The 17,490-nt window shown below is 58.9% G+C and carries 17 protein-coding genes; 10 read left to right on the top strand and 7 right to left on the bottom strand.

Features of this window, described 5'->3' with window-relative positions; genetic code table 11:
• Positions 1-91: 91 nt before the first annotated feature.
• Positions 92-1,945, bottom strand: coding sequence for a DUF4105 domain-containing protein (locus tag NVB75_RS15725; protein ID WP_258348256.1), 1,854 nt, complete (start codon positions 1,943-1,945; stop codon positions 92-94).
• Between the two features lie 95 nt (positions 1,946-2,040).
• The gene (locus NVB75_RS15720; RefSeq protein ID WP_003215845.1) at positions 2,041-2,529 is read right to left on the bottom strand and encodes a DUF3015 domain-containing protein; all 489 of its coding nucleotides are present in this window, start codon (positions 2,527-2,529) and stop codon (positions 2,041-2,043) included.
• Positions 2,530-2,796: 267 nt separating this feature from the next.
• Here NVB75_RS15720 and NVB75_RS15715 point away from each other — a divergent pair, with 267 nt between their 5' ends.
• Both NVB75_RS15715 and NVB75_RS15710 read left to right on the top strand, forming a co-directional pair.
• Positions 2,797-5,235: a Lon protease family protein gene (locus tag NVB75_RS15715; RefSeq protein WP_258348254.1), complete on the top strand. Its 2,439-nt coding sequence runs from the start codon at positions 2,797-2,799 to the stop codon at positions 5,233-5,235.
• Between the two features lie 200 nt (positions 5,236-5,435).
• Positions 5,436-5,762 carry a hypothetical protein gene (locus NVB75_RS15710; protein ID WP_076014017.1) on the top strand — a complete coding sequence of 109 codons (327 nt, stop codon included), beginning with the start codon at positions 5,436-5,438 and terminating at the stop codon, positions 5,760-5,762.
• 139 nt (positions 5,763-5,901) lie between these two features.
• On the opposite strand, the gene NVB75_RS15705 is transcribed toward NVB75_RS15710, so the two are convergent.
• Positions 5,902-7,737 (bottom strand): hypothetical protein, encoded by a 1,836-nt coding sequence (locus NVB75_RS15705; RefSeq protein WP_258348244.1) that lies wholly within the window; start codon positions 7,735-7,737, stop codon positions 5,902-5,904.
• 166 nt (positions 7,738-7,903) lie between these two features.
• Between NVB75_RS15705 and NVB75_RS15700 the strand changes: the two genes are divergently transcribed.
• Both NVB75_RS15700 and NVB75_RS15695 read left to right on the top strand, forming a co-directional pair.
• Positions 7,904-8,392, top strand: a complete 489-nt coding sequence (locus NVB75_RS15700) for a TIGR00645 family protein (protein WP_076014015.1) — start codon at positions 7,904-7,906, stop codon at positions 8,390-8,392.
• Between the two features lie 121 nt (positions 8,393-8,513).
• Positions 8,514-9,131 carry an FKBP-type peptidyl-prolyl cis-trans isomerase gene (locus NVB75_RS15695; RefSeq protein ID WP_034115957.1) on the top strand — a complete coding sequence of 206 codons (618 nt, stop codon included), beginning with the start codon at positions 8,514-8,516 and terminating at the stop codon, positions 9,129-9,131.
• Positions 9,132-9,262: 131 nt separating this feature from the next.
• Here the strand turns inward: NVB75_RS15695 and NVB75_RS15690 are convergent, their stop codons facing one another.
• The 3 genes from NVB75_RS15690 to NVB75_RS15680 form a co-directional block, all read right to left on the bottom strand.
• Positions 9,263-9,520, bottom strand: coding sequence for a hypothetical protein (locus tag NVB75_RS15690; protein WP_258348242.1), 258 nt, complete (start codon positions 9,518-9,520; stop codon positions 9,263-9,265).
• Positions 9,521-9,717: 197 nt separating this feature from the next.
• On the bottom strand, positions 9,718-10,059 hold the full coding sequence (locus NVB75_RS15685; protein WP_063027018.1) for a zinc ribbon domain-containing protein YjdM: 342 nt from the start codon (positions 10,057-10,059) through the stop codon (positions 9,718-9,720).
• A gap of 184 nt (positions 10,060-10,243) precedes the next feature.
• The gene (locus tag NVB75_RS15680) at positions 10,244-11,212 is read right to left on the bottom strand and encodes a polyprenyl synthetase family protein (protein WP_003215860.1); all 969 of its coding nucleotides are present in this window, start codon (positions 11,210-11,212) and stop codon (positions 10,244-10,246) included.
• Between the two features lie 239 nt (positions 11,213-11,451).
• Here NVB75_RS15680 and rplU point away from each other — a divergent pair, with 239 nt between their 5' ends.
• The 5 genes from rplU to NVB75_RS15655 all read left to right on the top strand — a co-directional run bounded on the left by rplU (position 11,452) and on the right by NVB75_RS15655 (position 15,214).
• Complete coding sequence (gene rplU, locus NVB75_RS15675; RefSeq protein WP_003176051.1) at positions 11,452-11,766, top strand: 50S ribosomal protein L21; 315 nt, start codon at positions 11,452-11,454, stop codon at positions 11,764-11,766.
• 34 nt (positions 11,767-11,800) lie between these two features.
• On the top strand, positions 11,801-12,076 hold the full coding sequence (gene rpmA / locus NVB75_RS15670; protein ID WP_003215862.1) for a 50S ribosomal protein L27: 276 nt from the start codon (positions 11,801-11,803) through the stop codon (positions 12,074-12,076).
• A 193-nt stretch (positions 12,077-12,269) separates the two neighbouring features.
• Entirely contained in the window at positions 12,270-13,493 is a 1,224-nt protein-coding gene (cgtA, locus tag NVB75_RS15665) for an Obg family GTPase CgtA (RefSeq protein ID WP_003215864.1), read from the top strand.
• A 123-nt stretch (positions 13,494-13,616) separates the two neighbouring features.
• The gene (gene proB, locus NVB75_RS15660) at positions 13,617-14,735 is read left to right on the top strand and encodes a glutamate 5-kinase (RefSeq protein ID WP_258348239.1); all 1,119 of its coding nucleotides are present in this window, start codon (positions 13,617-13,619) and stop codon (positions 14,733-14,735) included.
• A gap of 17 nt (positions 14,736-14,752) precedes the next feature.
• The gene (locus NVB75_RS15655) at positions 14,753-15,214 is read left to right on the top strand and encodes a CreA family protein (protein WP_076014013.1); all 462 of its coding nucleotides are present in this window, start codon (positions 14,753-14,755) and stop codon (positions 15,212-15,214) included.
• Between the two features lie 147 nt (positions 15,215-15,361).
• On the opposite strand, the gene rpsT is transcribed toward NVB75_RS15655, so the two are convergent.
• A complete protein-coding gene (rpsT, locus tag NVB75_RS15650; protein ID WP_003215870.1) occupies positions 15,362-15,640 on the bottom strand; it encodes a 30S ribosomal protein S20 in 279 nt (92 codons plus the stop codon).
• 254 nt (positions 15,641-15,894) lie between these two features.
• Here rpsT and murJ point away from each other — a divergent pair, with 254 nt between their 5' ends.
• Positions 15,895-17,433 (top strand): murein biosynthesis integral membrane protein MurJ, encoded by a 1,539-nt coding sequence (gene murJ, locus NVB75_RS15645; RefSeq protein ID WP_258348235.1) that lies wholly within the window; start codon positions 15,895-15,897, stop codon positions 17,431-17,433.
• The last annotated feature ends 57 nt before the right edge of the window (positions 17,434-17,490 follow it).

Here is a 17,490-nt window from a genome sequence, read left to right as displayed (position 1 = left end):
GACGCTCTGCGTCCGCTTTTAACGGTCGTGACGCGGAGCGTCACAGGATGCATTCCCACGCGGAGCGTGGGAACGATCTGCGGCTCAGGGGTTAATAGTGATACCACTTCACTTCCAGCATCACTTCGTTCACCGGTGTCGCGAGGTGGCTGTATTCGCGCTGCGCACTCAATCTCAGTCCCAGGTTGCGCGACAATTCCCACTGTTGATTCAAGCTGATACTGCGCCGCACTTCGCCATTGGTGAAGAAATCACCCTTGGCTTCCAGGCTCAGGTTGCCCAGCGGGTTTCGCCATAGCACGCCGGTGTTGAAGCCGGCCGCGGGGGAGATGGCTTCGCCAAAGTCGCTGTTGTGTTCCACGCGCACGGTGCCCAGGGCGAAACCGAGCATGTCGTCACGCAGTTGCCAGGTGCCACCGGCGCCGCCATTGACGTGGCTGACCAACGTCTCGTCGTCATGCTTGCCCGGTACGCGTTCAAGGCCACCGGTCACTTGCCACGACCAGGGTTGCAGCAGTTCGTTGCGTGGGGTCAGTGAGCGAATGGTCGCCAGGTCCAGCTGTTGTAACTGCCAGTGGTTGCCTTCGTACTGGCGCAGTTTCATTTGCAGGATTTCGATCTGCGCGCCCAGGGGGAAGCCTTCGGCGTTGTCATTCAGGTCGTGGTAGGCCATGCGCAGGCCGTATTCGCCGAAAGCCTTGTCGCCCCGGGTGCCGATGCCGGCTTGCCAGGTGCGGGATTCGTGGCCGTCTTCAGGCAGGCCAGGGCGTTCGATTTTCAGGTCCGGCGCCGGGTTCTGGTTGATCGCCCGCAGCAGTTCGAAGCTGCGTTGGGAGCGTTCGGTGTCGCGCTCCAGGCCGTTGGCGCGGTAGCGGCCAAGGCGATAGGCGGCATCGATGATCAGGGCCTGGCGGTCTTTGGCGATGGCCTTGAAGGTCGGGTCTTGCAGTTGTTTCTGGTCGTCGCTGATCTTCAGCACCCATTGCTGCTCGTCACTGTCCAGCGGCTTGGCGCGTTCCAGCAGTTCCCGTTCACGGGACGGGCGATAGTCGATTTTTTCCACCAAGCCGGCTTCTTTCACGGCTTTTACCGTGTCGGTAGGAATGGCGGTCAGCGGGAACTGTTCGGTCAGCCGCAGGCTTGGGCGGGCCACTTGCAGCAATTCCAGCAGGCGATAGGAGCAGTTTTCGTCGAAGAAGAAGTAGTCGAACTGGATCTGCTTGAGCTCCCACACGTGCTCAACCATGCGCTCGGTCTCGACCTGGGTCAGGTTCAGGCGATATTCCCACAGGTCGCGGTTCTCCAGGCTACGGTATTCCGAGAGCTTTTCCTGGTAGGGCACCAGCGCGAACAGCCCCGGATAGCCGCCCATCAGGCCCTTCCAGGCGTAGAGGATGCTGTTGTCCGAGCCTTCGATATAGGCGCCAAAGTTGATCGCGTAGCTGAGCAGGGCGGTGTTGTTGCTCTGCACGTCAGCCTGGTCGATGCGCAGCAGGGTGTGGCCGAACATTGACGACGGGCTGTTGAGGTAAGCCGCCGGGAAGATCATCACCGCACTGTGGGGTGCAACGTCCTTGAACCATTGCTTGAATTCCTTGCAGTCCAGCGTTGGCAAGTCAGTCAGGTGCAACTGGTCCTTGAGCCAGCGGGTACGTGCGGGATAAACGCATTGGACGTGTTTTTCGCCGAGGCTGGCCGGGGCATACAACGCCTCTACCGTGGCCTTCAGCTCCTGGTCCGGATGGTGGGCGCCATCGGGGGCGAGGAAGAATTTCTTGTCGCTGACATAACTGCGCCAGCCTTCGAACTTGCCGGATTCGTAATGCCCCAGCGAGAGCCAGAACGGTTCGTTGGCCAGCTGCTGCAAACGTTGATCATCAAGGTGCGGCGCCGCATACAGCGGGGCGCAGGCGAAGAGTGCCAGGTAGGCAAGGCGTTTGAGCATGTGGGCAACTTAAGTCGAGATAAAAAGACCCAAAGGGGAGGCAGGTCCAAAATAATAATAAAACCCGTGCCTCGAAAGGCACGGGCGGGTCGAGCTTAAGCCTGGGTAGCGTATTTCGCCAGACGGGTGTCGCTTTTCAGTACAGCCAGGGTGTTGTTGTGCACGTCATCAGCGGTTACGTCAGCCTTGCTGAAGATTTGCTGGAAGTGCTCGTGAGTCACAGCGGCAAAGTGCTCGCGGTCTTCAGGAGCAACGCCCAGTACTACAGCGTAGGTAGTCAGCGCTTCGCCGTTACCCTTGGCCATGTCTTCGGACAGCTCGTTCATCATGCCATTCATGGCAATCCACGATTTGCCACCGTAGGTCAGTGCGCTGTTGGTGCTACAGCCGTTGGTGCCCGAGGTCATGCCGAACGTGGCGTTACCCGAGGTACCGTTGGTGGTGGAGGCCAGGAAGTGAGCCGGAGTGCCGCGTTGGCCTTCGAACAACATGTTGCCCCAACCGCAGTTCGGGCCACCTGGCGCTTCTGCCATTGCATTGAGGGAGACGACGGTGAAGAGAGTACCGAGAAGGATCCGTTTCATAGCTTTGTTCTCTTTGTGTGCAAACCAATGGACAAGGGTTCAGGTGCCTGACAGCACCCTAGGGGTCGGTTATTAGTCCAACCCGCAGCAGGTTGGAGTTTAGGCATGATCCAAGGGTTCCGTGACTTTTTATGAAACAAGCCGGAAACACTCGGTTTTTTTACAGCCTCAAACCTGGGGCTATGCTTTCCCTAAGCCGTCCTTGCCAGCCGGCCCAACCCGGCGCCAGAATGCCGTCATCTGCCCCGCCTGATGTAAGGAAGCCCGATGCCTGATCCTGTTGCTGCCAGCTTGCGTCTAGCGCCCGAAGCGCTGACCCGTCCTTTTTCCGCTGAACAGTTCAGCTTCTCGACCACCAATGATTTGGAGCCCTTTCGCGGTGTGCTTGGCCAGGAACGTGCGGTCGAAGCCTTGCAGTTCGGCGTGGCCATGCCACGCCCCGGTTACAACGTATTTGTCATGGGTGAGCCCGGTACCGGGCGCTTTTCGTTCGTCAAACGCTACCTCAAAGCCGAAGGCAAGCGCCTGCAGACCCCGGCCGACTGGGTCTACGTCAATAATTTTGATGAGCCTCGCGAACCCCGCGCGCTGGAACTGCCTGCGGGCGGTGCTGCCGCGTTCATCTCCGATATCAATGGCCTGATCGACAACCTGGTCGCGACCTTTCCGGCCGTGTTTGAACACCCGACTTATCAACAGCGCAAAAGCGCCATCGACCGCGCCTTCAACCAGCGCTACGACCGTGCTCTGGACGTCATCGAGCGCCTGGCCCTGGAAAAGGACGTGGCGCTGTACCGTGACAGCACCAACATTGCGTTCACCCCGATGCTCGACGGCAAGGCTCTGGACGAGGCCGAGTTCTCGCAGCTGCCGGAAGCCGATCGCGAGCGTTTCCATACCGATATTTCCGAACTGGAAGAACGCCTCAACGAAGAACTCGCCAGCCTGCCCCAGTGGAAGCGCGAGTCCAACAACCAGATGCGCCAGTTCAACGAAGAAACCATCACGTTGGCCTTGCAGCCACTGCTGTCGCCGCTGTCCGAAAAGTATGCGGAGAACGCGGCAGTCTGCGGCTACTTGCAGGCAATGCAGGTTTACCTGCTGAAAACCGTGGTCGAGCAACTGGTGGACGATGCGAAAACCGATGCCCAGGCCCGCAAGTTGCTGGAGGAGCAGTACTGCCCGAGCCTGGTGGTAGGCCATCCGGTCAACGGTGGCGCACCGGTAGTGTTTGAGCCGCATCCGACCTACGACAACCTGTTTGGCCGTATCGAATACAGCACCGACCAGGGCGCGCTTTACACGACTTACCGCCAGTTGCGACCGGGTGCGCTGCACCGTGCCAATGGTGGTTTCCTGATCCTCGAAGCCGAGAAAATGCTCAGCGAGCCGTTTGTATGGGATGCCCTCAAGCGTGCCCTGCAATCGCGCAAGCTGAAGATGGAATCACCGTTGGGCGAACTGGGCCGTCTGGCCACAGTGACCCTCAACCCGCAAGTGATCCCGTTGCAGCTCAAGGTCATCATCATTGGCTCCCGCCAGCTGTACTACGCGTTGCAGGACGCCGATCCGGACTTCCAGGAGATGTTCCGGGTGCTGGTGGACTTTGACGAAGACATTCCGATGGTGGATGAAAGCCTGGAGCAGTTCGCCCAGTTGCTGAAAACCCGTACCTCGGAAGAAGGCATGGCGCCGTTGACCTCCGATGCGGTAGCGCGACTGGCGACCTACAGCGCGCGGCTGGCGGAGAACCAGGGCCGCCTGTCGGCGCGTATCGGTGATTTGTTCCAACTGGTCAGCGAGGCGGACTTCATTCGTCACCTGGCGGGTGATGAGCGCACCGACTCCGGGCACATCGAGCGCGCACTCAAGGCCAAGGCCACGCGCACCGGGCGGGTGTCGGCGCGGATTCTCGACGATATGCTCGCCGGGGTGATCCTGATCGACACCGCCGGTGCGGCGGTGGGCAAGTGCAACGGGCTGACGGTGCTGGAGGTGGGTGACTCGGCGTTTGGTGTACCGGCGCGGATCTCTGCCTCGGTGTACCCGGGCGGCAGCGGCATCGTGGATATCGAGCGTGAAGTTAACCTCGGCCAGCCGATCCACTCCAAGGGCGTAATGATCCTCACCGGTTACCTGGGCAGCCGTTATGCCCAGGAATTCCCGTTGGCGATCTCGGCGAGTATCGCCCTGGAGCAATCCTACGGTTATGTCGACGGCGACAGCGCCTCCCTGGGCGAGGCCTGCACCTTGATTTCGGCTTTGTCGAAGACGCCGCTCAAGCAGTGCTTTGCCATCACCGGCTCCATCAACCAGTTTGGTGAAGTGCAGGCGGTGGGCGGGGTCAACGAGAAGATCGAAGGCTTCTTCCGCCTTTGTGAAGCCCGCGGGCTGACCGGCGAGCAGGGGGCGATCATTCCCCAGGCCAACGTCGCGACGCTGATGCTCGATGAGAAGGTGTTGCAGGCTGTGCGGCAGGGGCAGTTTCACGTCTACGCCGTGCGCCAGGCCGACGAGGCCTTGAGCCTGCTGGTGGGTGAGCCTGCGGGTTCGCCCGACGAGGACGGGCAATTCCCGGAAGGCAGCGTCAATGCGCGGGTGGTGGAGCGTTTGCGGGCGATTGCCGAGATGATCAGTGAAGATGATCTGAAGGAAGCCGAGAAGGAGCTGGCGCAGGAGGCGTTGGCAGAAGCCAAACCGGTGTAATAACCACCGAAGGGGCCTGTTTTCAGGCCCCTTCGGCATATTTTTGACGCCGTCGTGACGGCAGTCGTCCGTTGGTCCCCCGGCCTTGGTTTGTACCGGGTTTCTTCTATTCTCAGCTCAAGGGATATCCACAGGAGTCGCTGGATAGAAACAGTCTTGCCCTGCGAGGCTGAATACCGGATCTACCGAGGGTCGCCGCCATGTCGCGCAACCTCTGCCTCACCCGCCAGTGCCTGGGCCTGGTTACTCGTATCGAATGTTCCATTCGCCCTCTCGCCGGGGATACCGGGATGTGGACCTTGTTGTTTGCCGCCGGAATGACCGGTGAGCAGCCTTCCACCATCAAGTCCCAAGGCCCGTTTCATGGACCTTTCGTGGCACAAACCATCCTTGATTCGATTGTCGAAAGCCTGACCCTGCACGGGTACGAACTGGCGGACGACCCGCAGATCTGGTGCCTGCACCTGCAGGCGCACTTGCGACAGCTCAATGGCGGGCGGCAGACGGCGCTGAGCGATATCCGCTAGCCCCCCCGTAGCAGCTGTCGAGCACCAGCGAGGCTGCGTCGGCCGCCCCGCCGACATCGTGTGTAACTCAGAGCCCCGTTCGCACCCGACGCAGCCTCGCTGGCGCTCGACAGCTGCTACGGGGAGGGGGAGTTGTGTGCTAGGGCTTGGGGGCAGGGGCCGCCTCGGGTTTGTCCAGCTTCACCTCAAACCCATACTGCACCGTGTCCAGGCCGGTGCGCTGGTAGGTCTCCAATGTCGTCGGCTGGCCGTAGAAGTAATGCACATCGAACAGCGCCGTGCCGTATTCCTCGGCGCGGTGGCTGACGCCGAGAATTTCCTTCAGGTAGTTGCCGCTGGCGTCCTTGGCATAGAACCGCCAGCTATCGGACGGGAACAGCTTCTGGTCGACAATCAGCGCGTTATCCTTCAGCTCCAGGCCCTTGGGCAGTTGCCCTGCCGTGAGGTTGCCTTTTTCGATGGTGGCCAGGAACAGTGGCATTGATCCCACGGCAAAACCCGGATTCTCGGGAAACAGGTTCAGGTCATAGGTGATGGTGCCGCGCCCAGGATCAACCTCGTAGGCTTCGGCGGGCAGTTCGATGGGCTCACCGAGCTTGCCTTCGTCGTTGGCGGTGAGGAAGGTCACGGGGGCATCGCCGCCGCCCCGGTCTTCGCCCAGCAGGTCGTCGTTGAAGGTGTAGGGGTGATCGAACTCGATGTGTGCTGCGCTGGCGTCATCCACCGATTGGTTGATGGTGACACTTTTCTTCAATTGGTCTTCGGACAGGGTGGCGTCCTTGAGCCAGTCCGCAGCCTGGTCGTCATATACGGTGACGGGCATCGGCAGCGGCTGTACGGTTTTCTCCAGGCTGTTCTTGTCGAAGCGCCTTACGGGCAGGTCCAGGTCCTTGCGGGTCACGGTGGCCTGGGAAAAGTCGAGGACGCTGACTTGCACATTGTCGACCAGGCCGTTGAAGTACACCTTGGTGTAGTGGCTGTTCTGCTTGTGTTCAAAGGCTTTCTGTTCGTCTTCCAACTGCTTTTCAAAGGCGTCGGACCAGGCCGTCTGCTTTTGCATCTCTGCCAGTTGCTTCTCGTAGAACGCCAGTTGCGCGGCGTTCTCGTTGATTGAGCCTGAGCGCGAGAGAAATTGCCCGGTGGTGTCGCGAGCCTGCACCAGCAGCGGGTTCGGCGATTCGTCCGCGACTTCCGGCGCCAGCGGGGCGCTGTTGGTCAGTTCGATCTCGGCGTAGTTCTTTTCCAGGGTCAACAGGGTGACCGTGACGTTTTCTTCGGTGCGTTTGCGGCCCACGTCCTTTTTCGACAGGTCAAAGGTGAAGACTTTACGCGGCGCGATGACTTCCACCTTGCCTTTGAGGGAGACGGGCTGCGGCTGGCTCTTGTTTTCAGTCTCGATGCCTTCGATGAACGGATAGGTCACCGTCAGATCATCGGGGTTGGTCAGGTTGGAGCTGGTGGGGCTCAGCTGGATGCCTGGGTCGGTTTCCGACCATTCCGGCTGGAAGGGGATGACCTTGTTGTTGCTCAAGGTCACCGACTGCCATTCCAGGCCGTGGGGGAAGGGGAACTGGTCGGGCATGTTGAAGTTGAACGGGAAGATCGGTTGCAGGTCCGTCAGATAGTCCGAATGGGATGCCTTGCGCAGGACAAACAGGCCATTGATGTAGGTATCAACCAACGCCTGGGGCGTGGGGTAGTGCTTGAGCAATGCCAGGGCGTCTTCGCTGTACTCGGCCTCGATAGGCTTGCTGGCGAGCTTGGCCCGTGCCCGCTCCAGCAACAGCAGCGAGCCACCGAGCTCGGACACGGCATCCTTGAGCTTGGGGTCCTGGATCGCGTCCAGGGACTGTTCGAACTTGGCGGTTTTCTCTTCGAGGCTGGCTTGCTTGTGTTCATCGCTTGGGGAGCAACCGCCGCCCATCAGCAACGCCGCGCACAGGCCAAGGCTGGCCAAAGGGGATCGCACATCCATTATCTGAGTTTTCCTGTCCGACATCATCGAGCCGAGTTGATGAGCTCGACACTAGCAGAAAAAATCTTTTACAGATGCCGTACAGATCAGTTTTATCGACGGTTTCTGGCGTTTGCGTGCGGCTGGTATACTCGCCGCCATTTTTAGCCACGCTGTGTGAGATTCAATGGAACGCTTTATCGAAAATGCAATGTATGCCTCACGCTGGCTGTTGGCGCCAATCTATTTCGGGTTGTCCCTGGGGCTGTTGGCGCTTGGGCTGAAGTTCTTCCAGGAAGTGTTCCATGTGATTCCCATGGTGTTTTCCATGAGCGAGTCGGATGTGATCCTGGTGCTGCTGTCGTTGATCGACATGGCGCTGGTGGGCGGCTTGCTGGTGATGGTGATGATCAGCGGCTACGAGAACTTCGTTTCCCAGCTGGACATCGACGAAAGCAAAGAGAAGCTCAACTGGCTGGGGACCATGGATTCCTCGTCGCTGAAGATGAAGGTCGCGGCGTCCATCGTGGCGATTTCGTCGATCCATTTGCTGCGGGTGTTCATGGACGCCAAGAACGTCGATCCCGAGCATCTGAAGTGGTACGTGATCATTCACATGACCTTCGTGGTGTCAGCGTTTGCCATGGGTTATCTGGACAAATTGACTAAGCATTGATCAGCGCCCGGCGGGTGTGCGCCTGAGGCTCCAGGGCTCATCAAGAGCGGGGCTTGTGTGCTAGTCTGCTCGCCCTTTTAGTTTGGACGACACTTGTGTCGTCCTACAGCGGAGCCTTTCCATGTCCGAAGTTAATCTGTCCACCGACGAAACCCGCGTGAGCTACGGCATTGGCCGTCAGTTGGGCGACCAACTGCGCGACAACCCGCCACCGGGCGTTAGCCTGGACGCGATCCTGGCTGGCCTGACCGACGCTTTCGCCGGCAAGCCTAGCCGTGTGGACCAAGAGCAAATGGCCGCCAGCTTCAAGGTCATCCGCGAAATCATGCAAGCCGAAGCCGCTGCAAAGGCTGAAGCCGCTGCTGGCGAAGGCCTGGCTTTCCTGGCTGAAAACGCCAAGCGCGACGGCATCACCACCCTGGCTTCCGGCCTGCAATTTGAAGTGCTGACTGCCGGTACCGGCGCCAAGCCGACCCGTGAAGACCAAGTACGTACTCACTACCACGGCACCCTGATCGACGGCACTGTGTTCGACAGCTCCTACGAGCGCGGTCAGCCTGCAGAGTTTCCGGTTGGTGGCGTAATTGCCGGCTGGACCGAAGCCCTGCAACTGATGAATGCCGGCAGCAAATGGCGCCTGTACGTGCCGAGCGAACTGGCTTACGGCGCTCAAGGCGTTGGCAGCATCCCGCCGCACAGCGTTCTGGTGTTCGACGTCGAGCTGCTCGACGTACTGTAAGACCGCTGACTAGGTTGCAGGCGCGAGCTTGCTCGCGATGAACCTCAACGATGACGCGCCCATGCTGAATGAACGCGGTGTCTTTGAGGTCTTCGCGAGCAAGCTTGCTCCTACGCGGTTTTGCAGGTTGCTCATGGATGAAACTTGCCATTGAAATCCGTCACCGGGCGCAACGCCCGGGCATAGCAGAACAGAAACAGGTTTCTCACCACTTCCTTCAGCACCCCAGGTTCACTGGAACTCAGGCCATTGACGTCCAGGTCGCCCTGATCCTGCAGTTCGCTCAACGCTTCTTCTTCCAGCACCGCGCAGACTTCACCGGTTTCCCGATGGAGGATTCGCAGGTAAGGGTGTGGACGGTCCAGCCAGGCATCGATCAAATAAGTCATGGGAAGCATCTCCTTGATGGGTTTCAATGAGAATAATTCTTATTCAAGGAATAGCAAGTCCCTATTGGCGATTTCCGGACTTTTCTGTGTGGATATTGTTTTTGATCAAAAGGGCTGGCCTTTTGCCGCTAGTGCGGAAATAACGCGGGGAGGGTGAAGCGCCATCCCGTGCAGGGCACGAGATGGAGGCAGCCGGTTCAGACCTTGCGGACGAACTCGGACTTGAGTTTCATCGGGCCGATACCGTCGATCTTGCAGTCGATATCGTGGTCGCCGTCGCACAGGCGGATGTTCTTGACCTTGGTGCCGACCTTGACCACCAGCGATGTGCCTTTGACCTTGAGGTCCTTGATCACGGTGATGGTGTCGCCGTCCTGCAGGACATTGCCCACAGAGTCTTTCTTCACGGATTCATCGCTGGCAGCCTCGGCTTCGCCACCGACGGTCCACTCATGGGCGCATTCCGGGCAGATCAGCTGGGCGCCGTCTTCGTAGGTGTATTCGGAATTGCATTTCGGGCAGGGTGGCAACGTGCTCACTAAAGCTCCTTTGGTTTCAGGATGGCTAAAAGCGCACATTATATAGGGTTTTAGCGTGGGAAGGGCGCACCGTCCCTTGTAGGAGCGAGCTTGCTCGCGAAAAACTCAAGGACGCCGCGTGTAATCAGGTATACGCGTCATCGTTAAAGACCTTCGCGAGCAAGCTCGCTCCTACAGGGATTGCTTAGTGAGTGCGGGCGACCGCGAACTCACTCAGCTCAACCAGGGCGTCCCGGTATTCGCTGGCTGGAAGGGCTTCCAGGCATTGGATGGCACGAGCCACGTAGTCACGGGCCAGTTGCGCGGTGTATTCGAGGGAGCCCGAGGCTTCCACGGCTTCGCGGATGCTTTCCAGGTCTTCGATCCCGCCTTTCTGGATCGCCTTGCGCACCAGGGCGGCCTGTTCCGGCGTGCCTTCGCGCATGGTGTAGATCAGCGGCAAGGTCGGCTTGCCCTCGGCCAGGTCGTCACCGACGTTCTTGCCCAGGGTTTCGGCGTCGCCGCGATAATCCAGCAGGTCGTCTACGAGTTGGAAGGCTACGCCCAGGTGATCGCCGAAGGTGCGCAGGGCTTCGCTCTGCTCGGGCGTCGCTTCGCACAGGGCGGCAGCGCTGTGAGTCGAGGCTTCGAAGAGCATCGCGGTTTTGCCGCGAATCACTTCCATGTAGGTTTCTTCGGTGGTGCTGGCGTCGCGAACCTTCGACAGTTGCAACACTTCGCCTTCGGCGATGATGCGCGTGGCCTGTGAAAGAATCTTCATCACCGGCATCGAGCCCAGCTCGACCATCATTTCGAACGAGCGCGAGTACAGGAAGTCGCCCACCAGCACGCTCGGCGCGTTGCCCCACATCGCGTTGGCCGTCTCGCGACCACGGCGCATGCCGGACATGTCGACCACGTCGTCATGCAGCAGGGTGGCGGTGTGCAGGAACTCGATGGTCGCGGCCAGCAGGCGCAGGTCATCGCCTTCGCGGCCCAGGGCCTTGCCACACAGCAACACTAATAAAGGACGCAGGCGTTTACCGCCGGCCGACGTAATGTAGTCGCCAATTTTGGAGACCAGCGGCACTTTAGAAGTCAGCTGCTTCTTGATGATGCCGTCGACGGCGCTAAAATCGTCCGCCACCGCGCGGTAGAAAGCTTGGGGTTGCATCAGCGACAGTCGCTCCAGAAGGGTTGCGCGGCATGCTAGGACCCGCGTCCCCTAGTGTCAAGGCGCGATAGACGGCCACTTGCAACACCTCCATAGCTTGCGTACAATCGCGCACCCTGAACTTCCTGGGCAGCACCTGCCTTACGCAATTGCATTCGGGACGTCCATCCCATGCAGCCATGCCAGCCAATACCTCTTCTTATAAAGCGCTGGGTGAGCAGGATTATCGGAGAAATACCATGTCGTACGCAGTAATTGTTACTGGTGGCAAGCAATACAAGGTCGCCCCAGGTGAATACCTGAAGATCGAGAAGCTGGAAATCGCTACTGGCGAATCCGTTACTTTTGATCGCGTTCTGTTGGTCGCCAATGGCGATGACGTGAACATCGGCGCTCCAGTTGTTGCAGGCGCTACCGTTGTGGCTGAAGTGATCTCCCAAGGTCGTCACGATAAAGTCCGCATCATCAAGTTCCGTCGTCGTAAGCACCACATGAAGCGTATGGGCCACCGCCAGTGGTACACCGAGATCAAAATCACCGGTATTCAGGCTTAATTTCAGCCTAATTCCTCACTAGGAGAATTGACTCATGGCACACAAAAAAGCTGGTGGTAGTACCCGTAACGGTCGCGACTCAGAAGCCAAACGCCTTGGCGTGAAGATGTATGGCGGCCAGGTTATCATTCCGGGCAACATCATCGTGCGTCAGCGCGGCACCCAATTCCACGCCGGTTACGGTGTTGGCATGGGTAAAGATCACACTCTGTTCGCTAAAATCGACGGCGTGATCAAGTTTGAAGTAAAAGGCGCTTTCAACCGCCGTTACGTGAGCATTGTCCCGAAGACTGAAGTCGTCGCGGCATAATTACGTAGTTGCTGGAAAAGCCCTGTCTCGCGACGGGGCTTTTTCGTTTGTGGGGTGAGTCTCTTGCAAAGCTGTTTGTGATGGGCGAAAGCAGTGGATTTGCGGTCGTTGCTTGAGGTCGCTGCGCTCATTTTTGCAAGAGTCTTATGTCTTGGTTTCTTAAACTCGTCCGTGTGGCGAGAGGCGTTTTGTTATGAAGTTTGTTGATGAAGTTTCGATCCGAGTAAAAGCTGGCGACGGCGGTAACGGTTGCATGAGTTTCCGTCGGGAAAAATTCATCGAAAACGGTGGTCCTAACGGCGGTGATGGCGGTGATGGCGGCTCGGTCTACATGATCGCCGACGAAAACCTCAACACCCTGGTGGACTACCGTTACACCCGGCACTTTGATGCCGAGCGTGGCTCCAACGGCGGCAGCACTGACTGCACCGGTAAAAAAGGCGAAGAGTTGGTGCTGCGGGTTCCGGTCGGTACCACCGTGATCGACTCCGCAACCCAGGAAGTCATCGGCGACCTGACCAAAGCCGGTCAGCGCCTGCTGGTGGCTCATGGCGGCTGGCACGGTCTGGGCAACACCCGTTTCAAATCCAGTACCAACCGTGCACCACGCCAGACCACGCCGGGCAAGCCTGGCGAACAGCGTGACCTCAAGCTGGAAATGAAGGTACTGGCTGACGTGGGCCTGCTGGGCTTGCCGAACGCCGGCAAAAGTACGTTCATTCGCTCGGTGTCTGCTGCCAAGCCGAAAGTTGCCGATTACCCGTTCACCACCTTGGTGCCAAACCTGGGTGTGGTCAGTGTCGATCGCTGGAAGAGCTTCGTGGTGGCGGACATTCCGGGCCTGATCGAAGGGGCTTCCGACGGCGCTGGCCTGGGGATTCGTTTCCTCAAGCACTTGTCCCGCACCCGTTTGCTGCTGCACCTCGTCGACATGGCGCCACTGGATGACACCAGCGCACCAGACGCTGCTGAAGTGATCGTCAGCGAACTGACCAAGTTCAGCCCGTCCCTGGCTGAGCGTGATCGTTGGTTGGTGCTGAACAAGTGCGACCAGATCCTCGAAGAAGAGCACGAAGAGCGCGTCAAAGAGATTGTTGATCGCCTGGAATGGACGGGTCCGGTCTACGTGATCTCGGCCATTGCCAAAGAAGGCACTGAGCGCCTGACGCGCGACATCATGCGCTACCTCGAAGACCGTGCCGACCGCCTGGCCGCCGACCCTGTCTACAAGGCCGAGCTGGCTGAACTGGATCAGCGCATCGAAGACGAAGCCCGTGCCCAGTTGCAGGCGCTGGATGATCAGCGTGCCCTGCGTCGCAGTGGCGTCAAGTCGGTCCATGACATCGGTGACGATGATTGGGACGAAGAAGACGTGGATGATGAAGATGGTCCGGAAATCATTTACGTGCGCGACTGATTCGTTGCAGTAAACTTAAGCGCCGCTCAATCGAGCGGCGTTTTGGTATCTGGAAATCGGTAGTCACGAATAACGTTATGGGCGGCGCTGGGTCGCGCGGCCCTCTATCTAAGGTTGAAGATGATGCGGAGCAAGGTGACAGGTGCGCAGCGTTGGGTCGTTAAGATCGGTAGCGCGCTGCTGACGGCGGATGGCAAGGGGCTGGATCGTGCGGCCATGAGCGTCTGGGTGGACCAGATGGTGGCCTTGCATGAGGCTGGCGTCGAGTTGGTGCTGGTGTCGTCCGGGGCGGTTGCCGCCGGTATGAGTCGCCTTGGCTGGACCGCGCGACCCAGCGCGATGCACGAGCTGCAAGCCGCTGCCGCCATTGGTCAGATGGGCCTGGTGCAGGCCTGGGAATCCAGCTTTGCCGAGCACGGTCGTCATACGGCGCAGATTCTGCTGACCCATGACGACTTGTCCGACCGCAAGCGCTACCTGAATGCCCGTAGCACCCTGCGTGCCCTGGTTGATCTCAAGGTGATCCCGGTGATCAACGAGAATGACACCGTGGTGACTGACGAAATTCGCTTTGGCGATAACGACACCTTGGCGGCTCTGGTGGCGAACCTGGTTGAGGCCGATTTGCTGGTGATTCTCACGGATCGCGACGGCATGTTCGACGCTGATCCGCGCAATAACCCTGAGGCGCAGCTGATTTACGAGGCACGTGCCGATGATCCGGCGCTGGATGCAGTGGCGGGCAGTGTCGGCGGTGCTCTGGGGCGTGGCGGCATGCAGACCAAGTTGCGTGCGGCACGGCTGGCGGCGCGTTCCGGCGCGCATACCATCATCGTTGGCGGTCGGATTGAGCGGGTCCTGGACCGTCTCAAGGCGGGCGAGCGCATCGGTACGCTGCTGTCGCCTGAGCGCGGCATGCTGGCGGCGCGCAAGCAGTGGCTGGCGGGGCATCTTCAGACGCGCGGTACCCTGGTGCTGGATGCGGGGGCTGTGTCGGCGTTGTCTCAAGGCAACAAAAGCCTGCTGCCGGTGGGCGTAAAATTGGTCCAGGGCAGCTTCCGCCGTGGCGAGATGGTGGTGTGCGTGGCGCCGGACGGTCGCGAGATTGCCCGTGGCCTGGCCAACTACAGTGCTCTTGAGGCGCAGAAAATTATTGGGCAATCGTCTGATGCGATTGTCGGTCTGTTGGGTTACATGGCTGAGCCGGAGCTGGTTCACCGGGATAACCTGATTCTGGTTTAAGTAAAAAGGAATTCTCGATGCGCGTGATGAAGGGGTTGCTCGGTGTACTGCTGGCGATGCCGTTGCTGGCATCGGCCGAAGAGATTGGCCAGGTGTCGACGGTGTTCAAGTTTGTCGGCCCCAATGACCGGATTGTGGTTGAAGCCTTTGATGACCCGAAGGTCGATGGCGTGACCTGCTACCTGTCTCGCGCCAAGACGGGTGGGGTGAAAGGTGGTCTGGGGTTGGCTGAGGATCGCGCTGAGGCGTCGATTGCCTGTCGTCAGGTGGGCGCGATTCACTTCAAGGGTGAGCTGAAGGATGGGGATGAGGTGTTCAAGGAGCGCACGTCCCTGGTGTTCAAGACCATGCAGGTGGTGCGTTTCCTCGACAAGAAGCGCAATACCCTGGTGTATCTGGTCTACAGCGATCGCTTGATCGAAGGCAGTCCGCAGAATGCGGTGACGGCGATTCCGATCTTGCCGTGGCCTGCCCAGTAGGAGCGAGCTTGCTCGCGAAAAGCCAGAGAGCGCCGCGTTTATTCAGGCGGCGCACATAATCGTTAAAGACCATCGCGAACAAGCTTGCTCCAACAAGCAGGCAATAAAAAACCGACCCTGGGGTCGGTTTTTTAACAAGCTTATCGCTTAGGCTGCAGCAGCAAGGTTCAGAGCCTTGATGTGGCCATTCAGACGACCTTTATGGCGAGCAGCTTTGTTCTTGTGGATGATGCCTTTATCGGCCATACGGTCGATAACTGGCACAGCCAGAACGTAAGCAGCTTGAGCTTTTTCAGCGTCTTTTGCGTCAATGGCTTTAACTACATTCTTGATGTAGGTACGAACCATGGAACGCAGGCTGGCGTTGTGGCTGCGACGCTTCTCAGCCTGTTTTGCACGTTTTTTGGCGGAAGGTGTGTTGGCCACCGTCGAGCTCCTCGAAAGACTTTTTAGGAAATAGCAAACAAAATAGGCCGCGAATCATGCCGATGAGTTGAAGTCTTGTCAAGGGCGTGTGATGCGAACTGCTGAGTGGTCGATCTTAAGAGGCGGGTGATTTATTTCCGGCGCTTGACCTGTAAACTCGCGAGCTTTGGCTCTGTGCTTGTTGCAGGCGCGGAGTATCGCATATGTGGGCCGTTTGTTCGCCTGCTCTTTATCTATAGGCAAAAACTCTTTCAATGAACCTGCTCAAATCGTTGGCCGCTGTCAGCTCTATCACCATGATTTCCCGGGTTCTGGGGTTTGTGCGTGACACGCTGCTGGCACGCATTTTTGGCGCCAGCATGGCCACGGATGCCTTCTTTATTGCCTTTAAACTGCCCAACCTGCTGCGGCGGATCTTCGCTGAGGGGGCTTTTTCCCAGGCCTTCGTGCCGATTCTGGCGGAATACAAGGCCCAGCAAGGGGAGGAGGCGACCCGCACCTTTATTGCCTATGTTTCGGGTTTGCTCACGTTGGTGCTGACGTTGGTGACCATCGCCGGCATGCTCGCCGCGCCCTGGGTGATCTGGGCCACGGCCCCCGGTTTTGCCAATACACCGGAAAAATTTGCCCTGACCACTGACCTGTTGCGGGTGACATTTCCTTATATATTGCTGATTTCCCTGTCGTCACTGGCCGGGGCGATCCTCAATACCTGGAACCGTTTCTCGGTGCCGGCCTTCGTGCCGACCCTGCTTAACGTCAGCATGATCATTTTTGCGCTGTTCCTGACGCCGTATTTCGATCCGCCCGTGATGGCTCTGGGCTGGGCGGTCTTGGCCGGTGGCCTGGCACAACTGCTGTACCAGCTGCCGCACCTGAAGAAGATCGGCATGCTCGTGTTGCCACGCCTGAACCTCAAGGACACCGGCGTGTGGCGCGTTATGCGCAACATGCTGCCGGCAATCCTCGGGGTTTCCGTCAGCCAGATCTCGCTGATCATCAATACCGCCTTTGCCTCGTTGCTGGTCTCGGGTTCGGTGTCGTGGATGTACTACGCTGATCGCCTGATGGAGTTGCCGTCCGGCGTACTGGGCGTGGCGCTCGGCACCATCCTGCTGCCAACGCTGTCCCGTACCTATGCCAGCAAAGACCGCCACGAGTACTCGCGAATTCTCGACTGGGGCCTGCGCCTGTGCTTCGTGCTGGTGCTGCCGTGCGCCGTGGCCTTGGGATTGCTCGCTGAACCGCTGACGGTTGCCCTGTTCCAGTACGGCCAGTTCACCGCGTTTGACGCCTCGATGACGCAGCGTGCGCTGATCGCCTATTCCGTCGGCCTGCTGGGCATTATCGTGATCAAGGTGCTGGCCCCAGGCTTTTATGCTCAACAAAACATTCGTACGCCGGTAAAGATCGCGATCTTCACCTTGGTGGTTACACAACTGCTCAACCTGGCGTTTATCGGTCCGCTGAAGCATGCGGGGCTGGCGCTGGCAATCAGTGTGGGTGCCTGCATCAATGCCGGGCTGCTGTTTTATCAGCTGCGCAAACAGAAAATGTTCCAGCCTCAGGCAGGCTGGGGTTCGTTTGGGCTCAAGTTGGTGGTGGCGGTGGGCACGATGGCCGCGGTGCTACTGGGGCTGATGCATTTCATGCCCGCCTGGGACCAAGGCCATATGCTGGAGCGGTTTATGCGTCTCGGTGCATTGGTGGTCGCTGGCGTGCTGGTGTACTTCGGCATGTTGCTGCTGATGGGCTTCCGTTTACGGGATTTCAATCGCAAGTCGCTGAGCTAGAGACTTTTCGTCGATAAGACGGTTGTTTTATCGATTCGCGCAAATGGCCTGCGCTGT

The organism is Pseudomonas sp. CBS (assembly GCF_024734645.1).
Lineage (GTDB): Bacteria > Pseudomonadota > Gammaproteobacteria > Pseudomonadales > Pseudomonadaceae > Aquipseudomonas.
The sequence above is the reverse complement of the archived record's forward strand: the minus strand, read 5'-3'. Positions and strand labels throughout refer to the sequence as shown.

Excerpts from the sequence above, each read along its gene's own strand:
- NVB75_RS15705 (WP_258348244.1), bottom strand. The coding sequence starts at position 7,737 with ATGGATGTGCGATCCCCTTTGGCCAGCCTTGGCCTGTGCGCGGCGTTG.
- NVB75_RS15720 (WP_003215845.1), bottom strand. The coding sequence starts at position 2,529 with ATGAAACGGATCCTTCTCGGTACTCTCTTCACCGTCGTCTCCCTCAAT.
- NVB75_RS15680 (WP_003215860.1), bottom strand. The coding sequence starts at position 11,212 with ATGCAACCCCAAGCTTTCTACCGCGCGGTGGCGGACGATTTTAGCGCC.
- NVB75_RS15695 (WP_034115957.1), top strand. The coding sequence starts at position 8,514 with ATGTCCGAAGTTAATCTGTCCACCGACGAAACCCGCGTGAGCTACGGC.
- murJ (WP_258348235.1), top strand. The coding sequence starts at position 15,895 with ATGAACCTGCTCAAATCGTTGGCCGCTGTCAGCTCTATCACCATGATT.
- NVB75_RS15715 (WP_258348254.1), top strand. The coding sequence starts at position 2,797 with ATGCCTGATCCTGTTGCTGCCAGCTTGCGTCTAGCGCCCGAAGCGCTG.
- rpmA (WP_003215862.1), top strand. The coding sequence starts at position 11,801 with ATGGCACACAAAAAAGCTGGTGGTAGTACCCGTAACGGTCGCGACTCA.
- NVB75_RS15725 (WP_258348256.1), bottom strand. The coding sequence starts at position 1,945 with ATGCTCAAACGCCTTGCCTACCTGGCACTCTTCGCCTGCGCCCCGCTG.
- NVB75_RS15700 (WP_076014015.1), top strand. The coding sequence starts at position 7,904 with ATGGAACGCTTTATCGAAAATGCAATGTATGCCTCACGCTGGCTGTTG.
- NVB75_RS15710 (WP_076014017.1), top strand. The coding sequence starts at position 5,436 with ATGTCGCGCAACCTCTGCCTCACCCGCCAGTGCCTGGGCCTGGTTACT.
- cgtA (WP_003215864.1), top strand. The coding sequence starts at position 12,270 with ATGAAGTTTGTTGATGAAGTTTCGATCCGAGTAAAAGCTGGCGACGGC.
- NVB75_RS15690 (WP_258348242.1), bottom strand. The coding sequence starts at position 9,520 with ATGACTTATTTGATCGATGCCTGGCTGGACCGTCCACACCCTTACCTG.
- proB (WP_258348239.1), top strand. The coding sequence starts at position 13,617 with ATGCGGAGCAAGGTGACAGGTGCGCAGCGTTGGGTCGTTAAGATCGGT.
- NVB75_RS15655 (WP_076014013.1), top strand. The coding sequence starts at position 14,753 with ATGCGCGTGATGAAGGGGTTGCTCGGTGTACTGCTGGCGATGCCGTTG.
- rplU (WP_003176051.1), top strand. The coding sequence starts at position 11,452 with ATGTCGTACGCAGTAATTGTTACTGGTGGCAAGCAATACAAGGTCGCC.